Here is a 16,226-nt window from a genome sequence, read left to right as displayed (position 1 = left end):
TTGCATGACGGATCACGCGTTGTTACTGGTCAACCTGGGTTCACCGGCGTCCACATCGGTGGCGGATGTGCGCAGCTACCTTAATCAATTCCTGATGGACCCTTATGTCATCGACCTGCCGTGGCCGGTGCGGCGTTTGCTGGTGTCGCTGATCCTGATCAAGCGCCCCGAGCAGTCGGCCCATGCCTACGCCTCGATCTGGTGGGACGAAGGCTCGCCGCTGGTAGTCCTCAGCCGTCGCTTGCAACAACAAATGACTTCGCAATGGACCCAGGGCCCGGTGGAACTGGCGATGCGTTATGGCGAACCGTCGATTGAAACGGTGCTTGTGCGATTGGCCGGCCAGGGCATCAGGAAAGTCACCCTGGCGCCGTTGTACCCGCAGTTTGCCGACAGCACCGTGACCACGGTGATTGAAGAAGCCCGGCGCGTGGTGCGGGACAAAAAGCTGGCGATCGAGTTTTCGATTCTGCAGCCGTTTTACGATCAGCCGGAATACCTTGATGCGCTGGCCAACAGTGCCAGGGCCTACGTGGAGCAGGATTTCGATCATCTGCTGCTGAGTTTCCATGGCTTGCCCGAGCGTCACCTGAAAAAGCTCGACCCTACCGGGCAACACTGTTTCAAGGATGCCAACTGTTGCCAGAACGCCTCTCCCGAGGTGCTTGCCACCTGTTATCGCGCCCAATGCTTCAGCGTGGCGCGGGATTTTGCCGAGCGCCTGGGCTTGCCGGAGGGCAAGTGGTCGGTGGCGTTCCAGTCGCGTCTGGGCCGGGCCAAGTGGATCGAACCCTACACCGAGGCACGCCTTGAAGCGTTGGCTCAACAAGGCGTGAAGAAGCTGCTGGTGATGTGCCCGGCGTTTGTCGCGGACTGCATCGAGACGTTGGAAGAGATTGGTGATCGCGGGTTGGAACAGTTCCGCGAGGCGGGGGGCGAGGAGTTGGTGTTGGTGCCTTGCTTGAATGACGACCCGCAGTGGGCGGTGGCGCTCAATACCTTGTGTGAAAGAGCGCCGGTTGCACTGTAATAAAGCCGGGTGAGCACTAAATGTGGGAGCGGGCTTGCTCGCGAACGCGGTGGGTCAGTTAATGAATATGGCGACTGACACACCGCATTCGCGAGCAAGCCCGCTCCCACATTGACTGTGCCCACTCTGAATTTGCGGGGTCATTCGTGATGCGGCTCGCCCAGGAAGGTCAGTGAACTGAAGAGTCCGCGAGTCGCTACATCGGCATTGTCCTTCAGCGGGATCTCCACCTGCGCCGCAATCACATTCACCCCTTCATTTCTCACCAGCACCTGGGCGCGGCCGTCCTTATCGGTCTCTGTGCTCAAGGTGTTCGGTGCATTGCGATAATCCCCAATCAATTTGATCCCCGCCGCGGGTTTGCCATCCAGCAGCACCCGCACCGGCAGTGACTTGCCCGGCCCTACGGTCAGCGGATCAACTTCCGGCAAGATCAGCAGCTTGATCTGATCCAGCTTGGGCAACTTCGCCCCCGGCTGGTAAATCGCCAGGCTGTACTTGAAGGTCTGGGTCGACTCGATCGCCCCCGGCACTTTGCTGCGGCCTTGGTTGATCCACTTCTTGTCAGCAGTCTGCGACCACATTCCGTTATCCAGCGCCACGGCCAAGACGGCCGGCGACTTGAGCGGCTTCAGGCGCGCATGGTCGGGCAGGCGTTCCACGGTCACCGGGATCATTTTGCCGCTGGCGTCATAAGCCCAGGCGCCGCTGATTTTCTGCGCCTTGAACGCATTGTCTTCGGCACCGTGGCCGTAGATCACTTCGATATTGCCGCGTCGTTGTTCGGTCCACAGACCGTGGGCCGAGACCTGGGTGGCAAATAGCAGGCCGAGCACGGCCAGGGATTTGAAGGCTTGCATGGTGACGTCCTTTTACAGGTTGAGGGTCAGGCTGACGGTGAAATTGCGCGGCTCACCGGGGTTGACCCAGTAATTGCTGTAGGAGCGCTCGTAGTACTTTTCATCGAACAGGTTGTTGAGGTTCAGGCCCACGGTGACGTTATCGCTGGCCTTGTAATGGGCCAGCAAATCGACGGTGTGGTAGGCGGGTAACTCAAAGCGCCCACCGGCTTCACCCGAGCGATCGCCCACGTAGGTAAAGGCCGCGCCAAGGTCTGAGCCACGCAGCAGGCCATCCTGGAATTCATACACCCCCAGCAAGCTGCCGCTGCGTTTGGCCACGCCGAGAATCCGGCTGCCGGTGGGGATGACTTTGTCGCCTTTGGTCACTTCGGCGTCGATGTAGGCAAAGGCGCCGATCACCCGTACGGCGTCGGTCACTTGCCCGGTCAGTTGCAGGTCAAAGCCCTGGCTGCGGGCCTTGCCCATGGCGCGCTGGGTGTCGGTGGCCGGGTCCAGGGCCAGGACATTTTCCTTCTCGATATGGAAGGCGGCGAGGGTGGTGCTCAGGCGGTCGTCGAACAACTCGCTCTTGATCCCGATTTCATAGCCCACGCCTTCTTCCGGCTTGAAGGATTTGCCGCCGGCGTCCAGGCCATTGTTGGGTTTGAACGAGGTGGAGGCATTGGCGAACAGGCCCACTTCAGGCGTCAGCTGGTAGAGCAGGCCGGCGCGTTGGGTCAGGGCGTCGTGGGTTTGCCGGCTTTTCGCATGGTTGAGGGCGAAGTCGTCGGTGTGTTGCTCAACGTGTTCGAAACGCGCGCCAATCATCCCGCGCAGGCGGTCGGTGAAGACGATCTGGTCCTGCAGGTTCAGCGCCTGGCTTTTCACCTGTTCGAAGAAGTCGGTGCCGGAGCGTTTGTCGTTGGGTTTTGGCTGGCCGTAGACCGGGTTATAGAGGTCTACGGCATAGGGACCGCCGGCGATGGTGGTCACCCGTTCTTTCTTGCGGTAGTCCTCGTACTCGGTGCCGATCAGCAACTCATGCTGCCAACTGCCGATGTCGAACCGCCCACGCAGTTCGAGCTGGGTGATGCTGTCGTGCCAACCGGTGGAGCGTTCGCGGTAGCGGCGGCTGAGGGTGTGGCCATCGGCATCCAGCGGGCGGTTTTCCGAAGCGTCGCCCCACAGGCTGCCTTGTTTGTAATGACTGGCCAGGCGCAGTTGCCAGGCATCGTTGAGGTGATGTTCGAGGGTAGCTTGCAGGCGGTTGTTGTGGTTGCGGATATCGCCGTCGTTGGGCTCGCCGAGGAAGGTCGAGCGGGAGACGCCGCTCCAGTGGTTATTCGGGGCGACGATGCCACGGTCGAAAGTAGAACGGTGGCGCACGAATTCGCTTTCCACCAGCAGGCGGGTGTCCGGGTCCAGTTGCCAACTGATGGAGGGCGCGACGAACACCCGCTTGGCCTGCAGGTGGTCGCGGAAGCTGTGGTTGTCTTCCACCGCCAGGTTGACCCGCGACAAGACGTTACCCTCGCTGTCCAGCGGTGTGTTCACGTCCAGCGCGGTGCGATAGCGGTCCCAGCTGCCGGCGCTGGTCTGCACGGTGGTGAAGGCCTCGGGCTGCGGCTTTTTGCTGACGATGTTCACCGTGCCGCCCGGATCGCCCCGGCCATACAGGCTGGCGGCGGGGCCCTTGAGCACTTCGATGCGTTCGATATTGGCCGCGTCCGGCGTGCTCGGGTAACCGCGGTTGGCGCTGAAACCGTCCACGTAGAACTCTGACGTGGTGAAGCCGCGAACGCTGTATTCGTAGAGCGTCAGGCCGCCGAAGTTGTTCTGTTTGGATACGCCACCGGCAAACTCCAGGGCACGCTCGACGTGGGTGCTGCCCAGGTCCTTGAGCACCGAGGCGGGAATCACGCTGATGGACTGTGGGATATCGCGCAGGGCGGTGTCGGTCTTGGTAGCGCTGGCGGAGCGGGTGGCGCGATAGCCCTTGACCGGGCCGGTGGCCGATTCGTATGCCTCGCTGGTGATGCGGGTGGCGTCCAGTTCAAGCGGGGTGTTGTCTTCGGCGTAGGCCGGTTCTACCAGTAAACCCAAGGCGATTCCGGCCAGTGGGGCAAATCTTCGAGACGGCATGATAGAGCGTTCCAATAGCAATATTGAAACAATATAACATCTCTAATGAGAATAATTTTCTTCTGAAATATTAGGTAACAGGAGCCCGCGAGCGGGCTCCCGAAGCCGTTATTCTTCTTCTTTCACCGGCGCAGGCGGTGGACGCAGGCCCACTTCTGCCTGCAGCTTGATTTCCTTGCCATTGCGCATCACCTGGATCGCCACCTTGTCGGTCGGCTTGATCCGCGCCACCTGGTTCATCGACTTGCGGCCATCGCCGGCCGGTTCGCCGTCGATGCTGAGGATCACGTCACCCAGTTGCAGGCCGGCTTTCTGCGCCGGGCCGTCGCGGAAGATCCCGGCGACCACGATGCCAGGGCGTCCGGTCAGGCCAAACGACTCGGCCAGTTCCTTGGTCAGCGGCTGCACTTCAATCCCCAGCCAGCCGCGAATCACCTGGCCATGCTCGATGATCGACTTCATCACCTCAGTGGCCAGCTTCACCGGGATGGCGAAACCGATGCCCTGGGAGCCGCCGGACTTGGAGAAGATCGCGGTGTTGATACCGGTCAGGTTGCCGTTGGCATCCACCAGCGCGCCGCCGGAGTTGCCCGGGTTGATCGCCGCGTCGGTCTGGATAAAGTCTTCGTAGCTGTTGAGGCCCAGCTGGTTACGCCCGGTGGCGCTGATGATGCCCATGGTCACCGTCTGGCCGACGCCGAACGGGTTGCCGATGGCCAGCGCCACGTCACCCACGCGCAGTCCTTCGGAGCGGCCGATGGTGATCGAAGGCAGGCCTTTCAAATCGATTTTCAGTACCGCGAGGTCGGTTTCCGGGTCGCTGCCGACCACACGGGCCAGGGTTTCCCGGCCATCGCGCAGGGCCACCACGATCTGGTCGGCGCCGGTGGTCACGTGGTTGTTGGTGAGGATGTAGCCTTCCGGGCTCATGATCACGCCGGAGCCGAGGCTGGATTCCATGCGCCGCTGCTTGGGCCCGTTGTCGCCGAAATAGCGGCGAAATTGCGGGTCTTCAAACAGCGGGTGCGCCGGCTTGTTGATGACTTTGGTGGTGTACAGGTTGACCACGGCGGGCGCGGCGATCACCACCGCGTCGGCGTAAGTCACCGGGCCCTGTACCACCGCGCTGGTCTGCGGTGCCTGTTGCAGGTTGACATCGAAAGTCGGCAGGCCGACCAGTTGTGGATAACGCTGAATAATCAGCATCGCGATCAGCACGCCAGCCAACAATGGCCATCCAAAAAAACGCAGTGCCTTGAGCATTAAGAAAAATCCTGACAGGTTGCAGGGGACGGGAGAGCGCCCATAATGTCGCGCATTATACGAGGCCGTGAGCGCCTCTGAACGGGATATTTAGGAGTCTTTTATGGCCGTAGCCCTGAGCACCTTAGTCGAGGAAGCGGACCGCTACCTTAATAGTGCAAAAATCGCCGATTACTGCCCCAACGGCCTGCAGGTCGAGGGTCGGCCGCAGGTGCTGCGCATCGTCAGCGGCGTGACCGCCAGCCAGGCATTGCTGGACGCCGCCGTCGAAGCCCAGGCCGACCTGGTGCTGGTGCACCATGGTTATTTCTGGAAAGGCGAAAGCCCGTGCATCACCGGCATGAAGCAGCGCCGCCTGAAAACCCTGCTCAAGCACGACATCAGCCTGCTGGCCTACCACTTGCCCCTGGACCTGCACCCGGAAGTCGGCAACAACGTGCAACTGGCCCGGCAACTGGACATCACCGTCGAAGGCCCGCTGGACCCGGACAACCTCAAGGTCGTCGGGCTGGTGGGTTCCCTGGCCGAGCCGGTGTCGCCCCGCGACTTCGCCCGCCGCGTGCAGGAAGCCATGGGCCGCGAGCCGCTGCTGATCGAAGGCAGCGAGATGATTCGCCGCGTCGGCTGGTGCACCGGGGGTGGCCAGGGGTATATCGACCAGGCGGTACTGGCCGGGGTGGACTTGTACCTGAGTGGCGAAGCGTCGGAGCAGACGTTCCACAGTGCCCGGGAAAACGACATCAGCTTTATCGCGGCCGGGCATCACGCCACTGAGCGATATGGTGTGCAGGCGTTGGGTGATTACCTGGCAAGGCGTTTTGCCTTGGAACACCTGTTCATTGATTGCCCTAACCCGATCTAACGAACACCACATTTGATCGAGTCGAGCCAAACCCGGCGGTATATTCATATACCGTTTCGATCTAGCTGGCTCCCTCAATAGAATCAGGCGCTGTGCTAGCATGCCCCGCTCGAACACGGCCCGCTGGCCGTCCATAAGATCGTTTTTCCGTGAGTAACCATGGTCGACAAACTGACGCATCTGAAACAGCTGGAGGCGGAAAGCATCCACATCATCCGCGAGGTCGCCGCCGAGTTCGATAACCCGGTGATGCTCTACTCGATCGGTAAAGACTCCGCCGTGATGCTGCACCTGGCGCGCAAGGCATTTTTCCCGGGCAAGCTGCCGTTTCCGGTGATGCACGTCGACACCCGCTGGAAATTCCAGGAGATGTACAAGTTCCGCGACAAAATGGTCGAAGAGCTGGGCCTGGACCTGATCACCCACGTCAACCCGGACGGCGTGGCGCAGGGCATCAACCCGTTCACCCACGGCAGCGCCAAGCACACCGACATCATGAAGACCGAGGGCCTGAAACAGGCGCTCGACAAGCATGGCTTCGACGCTGCATTCGGCGGTGCCCGTCGTGATGAAGAGAAGTCCCGCGCCAAAGAGCGTGTGTACTCGTTCCGCGACAGCAAGCACCGCTGGGACCCGAAAAACCAGCGCCCGGAGCTGTGGAACGTCTACAACGGCAACGTCAACAAGGGCGAGTCGATTCGTGTGTTCCCGCTGTCCAACTGGACCGAGCTGGACATCTGGCAGTACATCTACCTTGAAGGCATCCCGATTGTTCCGCTGTACTTCGCCGCCGAGCGTGAAGTGATCGAGAAGAACGGCACGTTGATCATGATCGACGACGACCGGATCCTCGAGCACCTGTCCGACGAAGACAAAGCCCGAATCGTCAAAAAGAAAGTACGTTTCCGTACCCTTGGCTGCTACCCGTTGACGGGCGCGGTGGAGTCCGAAGCCGAGACGCTGACGGACATCATTCAGGAAATGCTCCTGACGCGAACTTCCGAGCGCCAGGGCCGTGTCATCGACCACGATGGTGCAGGCTCGATGGAAGATAAAAAACGTCAAGGCTATTTCTAAGGGGCTGTCATGTCGCATCAATCTGATTTGATCAGCGAGGACATCCTCGCCTACCTGGGCCAGCACGAGCGCAAGGAAATGTTGCGGTTCCTGACCTGTGGCAACGTCGACGACGGCAAGAGCACCCTGATCGGGCGCCTGCTGCACGACTCCAAGATGATCTACGAAGACCATCTGGAAGCCATCACCCGCGATTCGAAAAAATCCGGCACCACCGGTGACGATATCGACCTGGCTTTGCTGGTCGACGGCCTGCAGGCCGAGCGTGAGCAGGGCATCACCATCGATGTTGCCTACCGCTACTTCTCCACCGCCAAGCGCAAATTCATCATCGCCGACACCCCCGGCCATGAGCAGTACACCCGCAACATGGCCACCGGTGCGTCTACCTGTGACCTGGCGATCATCCTGATCGACGCCCGCTACGGCGTGCAGACCCAGACCCGTCGCCACAGCTTTATCGCCTCGTTGCTCGGCATCAAACACATCGTGGTGGCCATCAACAAGATGGACATCAACGGCTTTGACCAAAGCGTGTTCGAGTCGATCAAGGCCGATTACCTGAAGTTCGCCGACGGTATCGCGTTCAAGCCGAGCACCCTGGCCTTCGTACCCATGTCGGCGCTCAAGGGCGACAACGTGGTGAACAAGAGCGAGCGTTCGCCCTGGTACACCGGCCAGTCGCTGATGGAAATCCTCGAGACCGTCGAGATCGCCAACGACCGCAACTACACCGACCTGCGTTTCCCGGTGCAGTACGTCAACCGTCCGAACCTGAACTTCCGTGGTTTCGCCGGCACCCTGGCCAGCGGCATCGTGCACAAGGGCGACGAAGTCGTGGTGCTGCCGTCGGGCAAGAGCAGCCGCGTCAAATCCATCGTCACCTTTGAAGGTGAACTGGAAAACGCAGGTCCTGGCCAGGCCGTGACCCTGACCATGGAAGACGAGATCGACATCTCCCGTGGCGACCTGTTGGTACACGCCGACAACGTGCCGCAAGTGACCGACGCCTTCGACGCCATGCTGGTGTGGATGGCTGAAGAGCCGATGCTGCCGGGCAAGAAATACGACATCAAGCGCGCCACCAGCTACGTGCCGGGCTCCATTACGAGCATCGTGCATCGCGTGGACGTGAACACCCTGGAAGAAGGCTCGGCGAGTGCCTTGCAGTTGAACGAGATCGGCCGGGTGAAGGTCAGCCTCGACGCTGTCATCGCCCTGGACGGTTACGCGAGCAACCGCACCACCGGTTCGTTCATCGTCATCGACCGTTTGACCAACGGCACCGTGGCCGCGGGCATGATCATCGCGCCGCCGGTGACCCATGGCAGCGCGGCTCAGCATGGCAAGCTGGCCCACGTGGCCACCGAAGAACGTGCCCAGCGCTTCGGCCAGCAACCGGCGACCGTGTTGTTCAGCGGTTTGTCGGGCGCCGGCAAAAGCACCCTGGCCTACGCGGTTGAGCGCAAGTTGTTCGACATGGGCCGTGCGGTGTTTGTGCTGGATGGCCAGAACCTGCGCCATGACCTGAACAAGGGCCTGCCGCAGGACCGTGCCGGGCGTACCGAGAACTGGCGTCGTGCCGCCCACGTGGCGCGTCAGTTCAACGAAGCGGGCTTGCTGACCCTGGCTGCGTTCGTTGCCCCGGATGCTGAAGGGCGCGAACAGGCCAAGGCACTGATCGGCGGTGATCGTCTGCTGACCGTGTACGTGCAGGCTTCGCCGCTGGTGTGCGCCGAGCGCGATCCGCAAGGCTTGTACGCGGCGGGCGGGGATAACATCCCGGGCGAATCCTTCCCGTATGACGTGCCGTTGAACGCCGACCTGGTGATCGATACCCAGGCACTGTCGCTGGAAGACAGCGTCAAGCAAGTGCTGGAGCTGCTGCGTCAGCGCGGCGCGATCTAAGCTTTAGATCCGCACAAAAAAGCCCGCCACGTTGGCGGGCTTTTTTATGGGGTCTTGAAAACAACTCGGTCAAATGTGGGCGCGAGCAAGCCCGCTCCCACATGTTGATCAGTGACTGGCGGGATAATCTGTGTGCAATTTGGCGAGCAATTCGTCCTTCTCTTCCCACAACCGGTTGATCCAACCCTGGAACGCCAACCGATACTCCCCATCCTGCTCATAATTCTTGCCGATAAAACCGGCCGGAATCTGCACCTCTTCAAACTGCACGACAACGTCCTTCACATTGCCGCAGAGCAAAGCCCAATAGCCCGGGCGCCCGGCAGGGTAGTGAATGGTCACGTTCACCAGCGACTTCAACTGCTCGCCCATGGCATCCAGCACAAACGCAATGCCGCCCGCCTTGGGCTTGAGCAGGTAGCGAAACGGTGACTTCTGCTGCGCATGCTTGCCGGGGGTAAATCGCGTGCCTTCGGCAAAGTTGAAAATGCCCACCGGGTTGTGGCGAAACTTCGCGCAGGTCTTGCGGGTGGTTTCCAGGTCTTTGCCTTTCTTCTCCGGGTGCTTTTCCAGGTACGCCTTGGTGTAGCGCTTCATGAACGGGAAGCCCAGGGCCCACCACGCCAGGCCGATCACCGGGACCCAGATCAACTCCTGCTTGAGGAAAAACTTCAGCGGGCGAATACGCCGGTTGAGCACGTATTGCAGCACCATGATATCGACCCAGCTCTGGTGGTTACTGGTCACAAGGTACGAGTGCTGATAGTCCAGGCCTTCGAGGCCCTTGATGTGCCAGCGGGTGCGGCGCACCAGGTTCATCCAGGCCTTGTTGTTGCTGATCCAGGCCTCGTGGGTCTGGTTCATCAGCCACTCGCTGAAGCGCTTGGCAAACGGCAACGCCTTGAACAGCGCCACGATAAACAGGAACGAGCACAGCAGGATCGTGTTCAACGCCAGCAACAGCGAGGCGATCACCCCACGCACGGCGGCAGGTAGAAAATCCAGCATTTAGACATCCATAGGTCGGTTGGCGGCTTGAATCGCGGTCAATGCGATCGTGTACACGATGTCGTCCACCTGCGCCCCACGGGGCAGGTCGTTGACCGGTTTGCGCAGGCCTTGCAGCATCGGCCCGAGGCTCACGCAATCGGCGCTGCGCTGCACCGCCTTGTGGGTGGTGTTGCCGGTGTTCAGGTCGGGGAACACAAACACCGTGGCCTTGCCCGCTACCAGGCTGTTGGGCGCCAGTTGCCGGGCCACGGTTTCGTTGGCGGCGGCGTCGTATTGCAACGGGCCGTCGATCAACAGCGAACTTTGGGCTTCGTGGGCGAGCAGCGTGGCTTCGCGGACCTTCTCGACCTCTTCTCCCGTGGCGGAGTCACCACTGGAATAACTGATCATCGCCACTCGCGGCGTGATACCGAATGCGGCGGCCGAGTCGGCACTTTGCAGGGCGATTTCCGCCAGCTCTGCCGCGCTGGGGTGCGGGTTCATCACGCAGTCGCCGTACACCAGCACTTGCTCCGGGAACAGCATGAAGAACACCGACGAAACCAGGGTGCAGCCCGGCGCGGTCTTGATCAACTGGAGGGCCGGGCGAATGGTGTTGGCGGTGGAGTGGATGACGCCGGAGACCAGGCCGTCGACTTCATCCAGGGCGAGCATCATGGTGGCGATCACCACGGTGTCTTCCAGTTGTTGCTCGGCCATCGGCGCGTTGAGGCTTTTGGTTTTGCGCAGCGCTACCATCGGTTCCACATAACGCTGGCGAATCAGGTCGGGGTCGAGAATCTCCAGGCCTTCGGGCAGCTCGATGCCATGGGCGCGGGCCACGGCTTCCACGTCGGCCGGCTTGGCCAGCAGCACGCAACGGGCAATCCCGCGCGCCTGGCAGATGGCCGCGGCCTGCACGGTCAGCGGCTCGCTGCCTTCGGGCAACACGATGCGCTTGTTGGCAGCCTGGGCACGCTGGATCAGTTGATAACGGAACACCGCCGGCGACAGGCGCATTTCCCGCGGCGTGCCGCAGCGTTGGTGCAGCCAGCGGGCGTCGAGGTGGCTGGCGACGAAATCGGTGATGATCTCCGCACGTTCGCGGTCATCAATCGGGATTTCCTTGTTCAGGCTGTTGAGCTGGTTGGCGGTGTCGTAGGAGCCGGTGCTCACCGACAACACCGGCAGCCCGGCCTGGAAGGCGCCCCGGCACAGGTCCATGATCCGTGGGTCGGGCAGGGTGTCGCTGGTCAGCAGCAAACCGGCCAGCGGCACGCCGTTGATGGCGGCCAGGCTGACGGCGAGGATGATGTCGTCGCGGTCGCCGGGCGTCACGACCAATACGCCGGGTTTGAGCAGCTCCACGGTATTGCGCATGGTGCGCGCACAGATGATGATTTTGGTCATGCGCCGGCTTTCGTAATCACCGGCGTTGAGGATCTGCGCGCCCATCAGGTCGGCCACGTCGCGGGTGCGCGGGGCGTTGAGTTCCGGTTGGTACGGGATGCAGCCCAACAGGCGGAAATCGCCGCTGCGCAACAACGGCGAATGCTCTTTGAGCCGCGCCGAGAACGCTTCCATGCTTTCGTCGGTGCGCACCTTGTTGAGGATCACGCCCAGCACTTTTGGATCTTTCGGGCCGCCGAACAGCTGGGCCTGCAGTTCCACGCGGCCGGAGAGTTCGGTGAGCACTTCGTTTTCCGGGGCCGAGACCAGGATCACTTCGGCGTCCAGGCTCTTGGCCAGGTGCAGGTTGACCCGGGCCGCATAGCTGGCGCTGCGGGTCGGCACCATGCCTTCGACGATCAACACGTCCTTGCCCACGGCGGCTTGCTGGTAAAGGGTGATGATTTCCTCCAGCAGCTCATCCAGCTGGCCGTCGCCGAGCATCCGCTCTACATGGGCCAGGCCCAGGGGTTGGGGCGGTTTGAGGCCGTGGGTACGGGCCACCAGCTCGGTGGAGCGCTCGGGGCCGGTGTCGCCGGGGTGCGGCTGGGCAATCGGTTTGAAGAAGCCGACTTTCAGCCCGGCCCGTTCAAGGGTACGTACCAGCCCAAGGCTGATGGAGGTCAGACCCACACCAAAATCGGTGGGCGCGATAAAAAAAGTCTGCATGCGAATTCTCTGGAGGTGCATGGCTTCGGTGGCGGCCTATGGCTGGCTGCCTACCGGGAATCAGGTGCCAAGGTTATCTTTATCTGAGCCTTGCGCACACCAGCCGCACGTAAAGGGCTTGTCTATTTTTTCAAGGCGTTGCGCCGGGTCCGTGACCCAGGCCCGGGATTGCCACGGCGGCTGGTGGCGCAGGTGCTGGGTGTGACCGCAGGAAAGCTCGACGACCCAGTGCCGGTCTTCGTCCTGGTGAAATCCGACGACCGTCGGGTCAGTTGTTCGACCCCGTCCGTCCGGGTTGTGTTCGCTTTCGGGCAAATCCTTGTTTAGACTTGTCCGTTCTTCATTCTTCTGCAAAAGGTCTCGCCCCATGCCGATCGCCGCCAATAAGGCTGTCTCCATTGACTATACCCTGACCAACGACGCTGGTGAGGTCATCGACAGTTCTGCCGGCGGCGCGCCGCTGGTCTACCTGCAAGGTGCAGGTAACATCATCCCGGGCCTGGAAAAGGCCCTGGAAGGCAAAGAGGTCGGTGATGAACTGACCGTTGCCGTAGAACCTGAAGATGCCTACGGCGAATACGCTGCCGAACTGGTCAGCACCCTGAGCCGCAGCATGTTCGAAGGCGTCGACGAGCTGGAAGTGGGCATGCAGTTCCACGCTTCCGCTCCGGACGGCCAGATGCAAATCGTCACCATCCGTGACCTGGACGGCGACGACGTGACCGTCGACGGCAACCACCCGCTGGCTGGCCAGCGCCTGAACTTCCAGGTGAAGATCGTCGCTATCCGTGACGCTTCCCAGGAAGAAGTGGCCCACGGCCACGTGCACGGCGAAGGTGGTCACCACCATTAATTGACTGAGCGACGCTCTGTCAGTTGGAAAAAGGCGCCTTCGGGCGCCTTTTTCATTTGGCGGCTATTCTTGCCGACTTGGCGGCTGTAATCTCGAATGGCCGTTACGAAGAACATGGGATATCTGGAGTTCGTCATGAGTGCTTTCCACGACCTTAAACTCAAAGCCCTGGATGGTCAGGAGCTGCCTCTGGCGCCCTTCAAGGGGCAAGTCGTGCTGGTGGTCAACGTCGCCTCCAAATGTGGTTTGACACCACAGTACGCAGCGCTGGAAAACCTCTATCAGCAATACAAAGCCCAGGGTTTTACCGTGCTGGGGCTGCCGTGCAATCAATTTGCCGGGCAGGAACCGGGCACTGAAGAAGAAATCCAGGAATTTTGCAGCCTCAACTATGGCGTGACCTTTCCCCTGGGCAGCAAGCTTGAGGTGAATGGCCACGATCGCCACCAGCTGTATCGATTGCTGGCGGGCGAGGGCGCGGAGTTTCCCGGGGACATCACCTGGAACTTTGAAAAATTCCTGCTCGGCAAAGACGGCCGGGTATTGGCGCGGTTCTCGCCGCGTACGCCGCCGGATGACCCTGCCATCGTGCAGGCGATTGAAAAAGCCTTGAGCTGATACTTTCAGCATTGTCGAGTGAGTTTCTGTGGCAAGGGAGCTTGCTGTGGCGAGGGAGCTTGCTCCCGCTGGGCTGCGAAGCAGCCCCATGCCCTCCTGCTTTTACCCCTTAATCACCCTAATCAATAGTGCTATCCAGCACGCTGCACACTCCATATTATCCACATCATAAATTCCTTTTCTTATGGAGTGCTCCCATGCCTGTCCAAGCCTTGTTCAAACCGTTCCAGCTCGGCGCACTGCAACTGCCGACCCGTGTGGTCATGGCGCCGATGACCCGTTCGTTCTCCCCGGGTGGCGTACCTAATTCCAAGGTGATCGAGTACTACCGCCGCCGTGCCGCCGCCGGTGTAGGCCTGATCATCACCGAAGGCACCGTGGTCGGGCACCCGGCTTCCAACGGCTACCCGAACGTCCCGCATTTCTACGGTGAAGCCGCCCTGGCCGGCTGGAAGAAAGTGGTCGACGCGGTGCACGCCGAAGGCGGCAAGATCGTCCCGCAACTGTGGCACGTGGGCAGCGTACGACGCATCGGCACCGAGCCGGACGCCAGCGTGCCGGCCTACGGCCCCACCGAAAAACTCAAGGACGGCAACGTCGTCGTCCACGGCATGACCGTGCAAGACATCAAGGACGTGATCGCCGCGTTTGCCCAAGCCGCCAAGGATGCCCAGAGCATCGGCATGGACGGCGTGGAAATCCACGGCGCCCACGGCTACCTGGTGGACCAGTTCTTCTGGGAAGGCACCAACCAGCGCACCGACGAATACGGCGGCAGCCTGGCCAACCGTTCACGTTTCGCCATCGAATTGATCCAGGCCATCCGCGCCGCCGTTGGGCCGGACTTCCCGATCATCCTGCGTTTCTCCCAGTGGAAACAGCAGGACTACACCGCGCGCCTGGTGCAAACCCCCGAAGCGCTGGGTGAATTCCTCAAGCCGTTGTCTGACGCCGGCGTGGATATTTTCCACTGCTCCACACGTCGTTTCTGGGAGCCGGAGTTCGACGGCTCCGAACTCAACCTGGCCGGCTGGACCCGCAAGCTCACCGGCAAGCCGACCATCACCGTGGGCAGCGTCGGCCTGGATGGCGAGTTCCTGCAGTTCATGGTTAACACCGATAAGGTCGCGCAACCGGCCAGCCTGGAAAAACTGCTGGAGCGCCTGAACAACGACGAGTTTGACCTGGTCGCCGTGGGCCGTGCGCTGTTGGTGGATCCGGATTGGGCGCTGAAGGTTCGTGAAGGCCGTGAAGGCGACATCCTGCCGTTCAGTCGCGAGGCGTTGACGACGTTGGTGTAAGGGGCGACAGGGCGGGCACCGGTTGCTCGTCCTCGCACACCCCGCGTAACTGCCGCTCAAACTGCTCGATAATCGCCGGCCAACCCTGACGGCTGGCGTGTTGCCTCGCATTGAGCCGCACCCGGCGCAAACTCTCGCGCTCTTCCAGCAGCCACTTGGCCGCATCGCAAAACGCCTCCTCATCCCCCGGCATTGCCAACACGCCGCTGTAGCCATGGCGAATGTGTTGGGTCGCCGCTGCCTGGTCGTACGCCACCACACCCAATCCGGACGCCATGGCCTCCAGCACCACGTTGCCGAAGGTTTCAGTCAGGCTGGGGAACAGGAACAGGTCCCCGGACGCATAGTGCCTGGCCAGTTCTTCGCCACGCAGGGTGCCGCAGAAAACCGCCTCCGGCAGTTCCTTCTCCAGCATTGCCCGTTGCGGGCCGTCACCGACGATGATCAGTTTCATCTGGCGCAGTGGATAGGTGTCCTGCAGCGTTTCGAAACAGCGCTTGAGCAGCCCGAGGTTTTTTTCCTGGGCCAGGCGGCCGACATGCAGCACGGCAGTTTGCTCACTGGTCAGTGCCCAACTTTCACGCAACGCATTGTCGCGTTTGGCCGGGTGAAACAGCTGGCTGTCGACGCCGCGTGCGAGCATGCCCAGGCGCTCGAAATGACGACGCTCCAGCTCCAGGCGCTGGCTGGCGCTGGGCACCAGGGTCAGGGTGGAGCGGTTATGGAACCAGCGCAGATAGTGGGTCAGCACCCGGCTCAGCATGCCCAGGCCGTACTGGTTGGAATACTGCTGGAAGTTGGTATGAAAGCCGCTTACCACGCTGATCCCCAGGCGCCGCGCCGCCCGCAACGCCGACAAACCCAGAGGCCCCTCAGTGGCGATATACAGCACATCCGGACGCTGGCGGGTCCAGCGCCGCAACAGCTTGTGCATCGACGACTGGCCCCATTGCAGCCCCGGATAACCCGGCAATGGCCAGCCGCGGCACAGCATCAGGCCGTCGTCGCTGGGCCGGCTCTGGTCGCTGCCCTGGCGCGGGCGAACCAGTTCGACTTGATGCCCGCGCGCGCGCAAACCATCACACAGGCGGCCAAGGGTATTGGCCACCCCGTTGATCTCTGGCGGGAAGGTTTCGGTGATCAGGGTGATGTGGAGCGAAGCTGTCGTCATGACCCACAGTGTCGGCGCGGGCCATGTCGTCATTGTGTCTTTTGGATGATG

Annotated in this window: 14 protein-coding genes; 7 read left to right on the top strand and 7 right to left on the bottom strand. The window is 61.4% G+C overall.

The genetic code is table 11. The features are described from left to right. Window positions 1-4 precede the first annotated feature (4 nt). Window positions 5-1,030: a ferrochelatase gene (gene hemH, locus JFV30_RS02700; RefSeq protein WP_010177008.1), complete on the top strand. Its 1,026-nt coding sequence runs from the start codon at window positions 5-7 to the stop codon at window positions 1,028-1,030. Window positions 1,031-1,170: 140 nt separating this feature from the next. Here hemH and JFV30_RS02695 read toward each other — a convergent pair whose 3' ends face one another. The 3 genes from JFV30_RS02695 to algW form a co-directional block, all read right to left on the bottom strand. After that, window positions 1,171-1,890 carry a DUF4198 domain-containing protein gene (locus JFV30_RS02695; protein WP_201121757.1) on the bottom strand — a complete coding sequence of 240 codons (720 nt, stop codon included), beginning with the start codon at window positions 1,888-1,890 and terminating at the stop codon, window positions 1,171-1,173. Between the two features lie 12 nt (window positions 1,891-1,902). Beyond that, entirely contained in the window at window positions 1,903-4,014 is a 2,112-nt protein-coding gene (locus JFV30_RS02690; RefSeq protein WP_201121755.1) for a TonB-dependent siderophore receptor, read from the bottom strand. Window positions 4,015-4,122: 108 nt separating this feature from the next. After that, the gene (gene algW, locus JFV30_RS02685) at window positions 4,123-5,277 is read right to left on the bottom strand and encodes a Do family serine endopeptidase AlgW (protein WP_010177003.1); all 1,155 of its coding nucleotides are present in this window, start codon (window positions 5,275-5,277) and stop codon (window positions 4,123-4,125) included. 103 nt (window positions 5,278-5,380) lie between these two features. Here algW and JFV30_RS02680 point away from each other — a divergent pair, with 103 nt between their 5' ends. The 3 genes from JFV30_RS02680 (at window position 5,381) to cysN (ending at window position 9,124) form a co-directional block, all read left to right on the top strand. Next, a complete protein-coding gene (locus JFV30_RS02680; RefSeq protein ID WP_010177002.1) occupies window positions 5,381-6,139 on the top strand; it encodes a Nif3-like dinuclear metal center hexameric protein in 759 nt (252 codons plus the stop codon). A gap of 159 nt (window positions 6,140-6,298) precedes the next feature. Continuing rightward, window positions 6,299-7,216 carry a sulfate adenylyltransferase subunit CysD gene (cysD, locus tag JFV30_RS02675; protein ID WP_005784641.1) on the top strand — a complete coding sequence of 306 codons (918 nt, stop codon included), beginning with the start codon at window positions 6,299-6,301 and terminating at the stop codon, window positions 7,214-7,216. Window positions 7,217-7,225: 9 nt separating this feature from the next. Further along, the gene (gene cysN / locus JFV30_RS02670; protein ID WP_201121753.1) at window positions 7,226-9,124 is read left to right on the top strand and encodes a sulfate adenylyltransferase subunit CysN; all 1,899 of its coding nucleotides are present in this window, start codon (window positions 7,226-7,228) and stop codon (window positions 9,122-9,124) included. Window positions 9,125-9,232: 108 nt separating this feature from the next. Here cysN and JFV30_RS02665 read toward each other — a convergent pair whose 3' ends face one another. From JFV30_RS02665 to JFV30_RS02655, 3 genes are read right to left on the bottom strand one after another with little or no spacing between them, the layout of a single operon-like run. Continuing rightward, window positions 9,233-10,132 (bottom strand): acyltransferase, encoded by a 900-nt coding sequence (locus tag JFV30_RS02665; protein WP_010177000.1) that lies wholly within the window; start codon window positions 10,130-10,132, stop codon window positions 9,233-9,235. Then, window positions 10,133-12,232 carry a phosphate acetyltransferase gene (gene pta / locus JFV30_RS02660; protein WP_010176998.1) on the bottom strand — a complete coding sequence of 700 codons (2,100 nt, stop codon included), beginning with the start codon at window positions 12,230-12,232 and terminating at the stop codon, window positions 10,133-10,135. Between the two features lie 60 nt (window positions 12,233-12,292). Beyond that, a complete protein-coding gene (locus JFV30_RS02655; protein WP_003208456.1) occupies window positions 12,293-12,631 on the bottom strand; it encodes a DUF3565 domain-containing protein in 339 nt (112 codons plus the stop codon). On the opposite strand from JFV30_RS02655, the gene JFV30_RS02650 reads away from it, so the two are divergent. The 3 genes from JFV30_RS02650 (at window position 12,600) to JFV30_RS02640 (ending at window position 15,004) form a co-directional block, all read left to right on the top strand. Next, the gene (locus JFV30_RS02650) at window positions 12,600-13,085 is read left to right on the top strand and encodes an FKBP-type peptidyl-prolyl cis-trans isomerase (protein ID WP_003208457.1); all 486 of its coding nucleotides are present in this window, start codon (window positions 12,600-12,602) and stop codon (window positions 13,083-13,085) included. The genes JFV30_RS02655 and JFV30_RS02650 overlap by 32 nt on opposite strands. A 135-nt stretch (window positions 13,086-13,220) precedes the next feature. Beyond that, window positions 13,221-13,703 carry a glutathione peroxidase gene (locus tag JFV30_RS02645; RefSeq protein ID WP_177077165.1) on the top strand — a complete coding sequence of 161 codons (483 nt, stop codon included), beginning with the start codon at window positions 13,221-13,223 and terminating at the stop codon, window positions 13,701-13,703. A gap of 197 nt (window positions 13,704-13,900) precedes the next feature. After that, on the top strand, window positions 13,901-15,004 hold the full coding sequence (locus JFV30_RS02640) for an NADH:flavin oxidoreductase (protein ID WP_010176996.1): 1,104 nt from the start codon (window positions 13,901-13,903) through the stop codon (window positions 15,002-15,004). Here JFV30_RS02640 and JFV30_RS02635 read toward each other — a convergent pair. After that, entirely contained in the window at window positions 14,973-16,175 is a 1,203-nt protein-coding gene (locus JFV30_RS02635) for a glycosyltransferase family 4 protein (protein WP_201121751.1), read from the bottom strand. The two genes, JFV30_RS02640 and JFV30_RS02635, sit on opposite strands and share 32 nt — an antisense overlap. Window positions 16,176-16,226: the final 51 nt, after the last annotated feature.

Source organism: Pseudomonas sp. TH32 (assembly GCF_016650855.1).
GTDB lineage: Bacteria > Pseudomonadota > Gammaproteobacteria > Pseudomonadales > Pseudomonadaceae > Aquipseudomonas.
Note: the sequence above shows the minus strand (reverse complement) of the source record. Positions and strands in the feature narration are given on the sequence as shown.

Bases quoted from the DNA above. Each gene is read 5' to 3' on its own strand.
- hemH (WP_010177008.1), top strand. From the start codon at position 5: ATGACGGATCACGCGTTGTTACTGGTCAACCTGGGTTCACCGGCGTCC.
- JFV30_RS02695 (WP_201121757.1), bottom strand. From the start codon at position 1,890: ATGCAAGCCTTCAAATCCCTGGCCGTGCTCGGCCTGCTATTTGCCACC.
- JFV30_RS02690 (WP_201121755.1), bottom strand. From the start codon at position 4,014: ATGCCGTCTCGAAGATTTGCCCCACTGGCCGGAATCGCCTTGGGTTTA.
- algW (WP_010177003.1), bottom strand. From the start codon at position 5,277: ATGCTCAAGGCACTGCGTTTTTTTGGATGGCCATTGTTGGCTGGCGTG.
- JFV30_RS02680 (WP_010177002.1), top strand. From the start codon at position 5,381: ATGGCCGTAGCCCTGAGCACCTTAGTCGAGGAAGCGGACCGCTACCTT.
- cysD (WP_005784641.1), top strand. From the start codon at position 6,299: ATGGTCGACAAACTGACGCATCTGAAACAGCTGGAGGCGGAAAGCATC.
- cysN (WP_201121753.1), top strand. From the start codon at position 7,226: ATGTCGCATCAATCTGATTTGATCAGCGAGGACATCCTCGCCTACCTG.
- JFV30_RS02665 (WP_010177000.1), bottom strand. From the start codon at position 10,132: ATGCTGGATTTTCTACCTGCCGCCGTGCGTGGGGTGATCGCCTCGCTG.
- pta (WP_010176998.1), bottom strand. From the start codon at position 12,232: ATGCAGACTTTTTTTATCGCGCCCACCGATTTTGGTGTGGGTCTGACC.
- JFV30_RS02650 (WP_003208457.1), top strand. From the start codon at position 12,600: ATGCCGATCGCCGCCAATAAGGCTGTCTCCATTGACTATACCCTGACC.
- JFV30_RS02655 (WP_003208456.1), bottom strand. From the start codon at position 12,631: ATGGAGACAGCCTTATTGGCGGCGATCGGCATGGGGCGAGACCTTTTG.
- JFV30_RS02645 (WP_177077165.1), top strand. From the start codon at position 13,221: ATGAGTGCTTTCCACGACCTTAAACTCAAAGCCCTGGATGGTCAGGAG.
- JFV30_RS02640 (WP_010176996.1), top strand. From the start codon at position 13,901: ATGCCTGTCCAAGCCTTGTTCAAACCGTTCCAGCTCGGCGCACTGCAA.
- JFV30_RS02635 (WP_201121751.1), bottom strand. From the start codon at position 16,175: ATGACGACAGCTTCGCTCCACATCACCCTGATCACCGAAACCTTCCCG.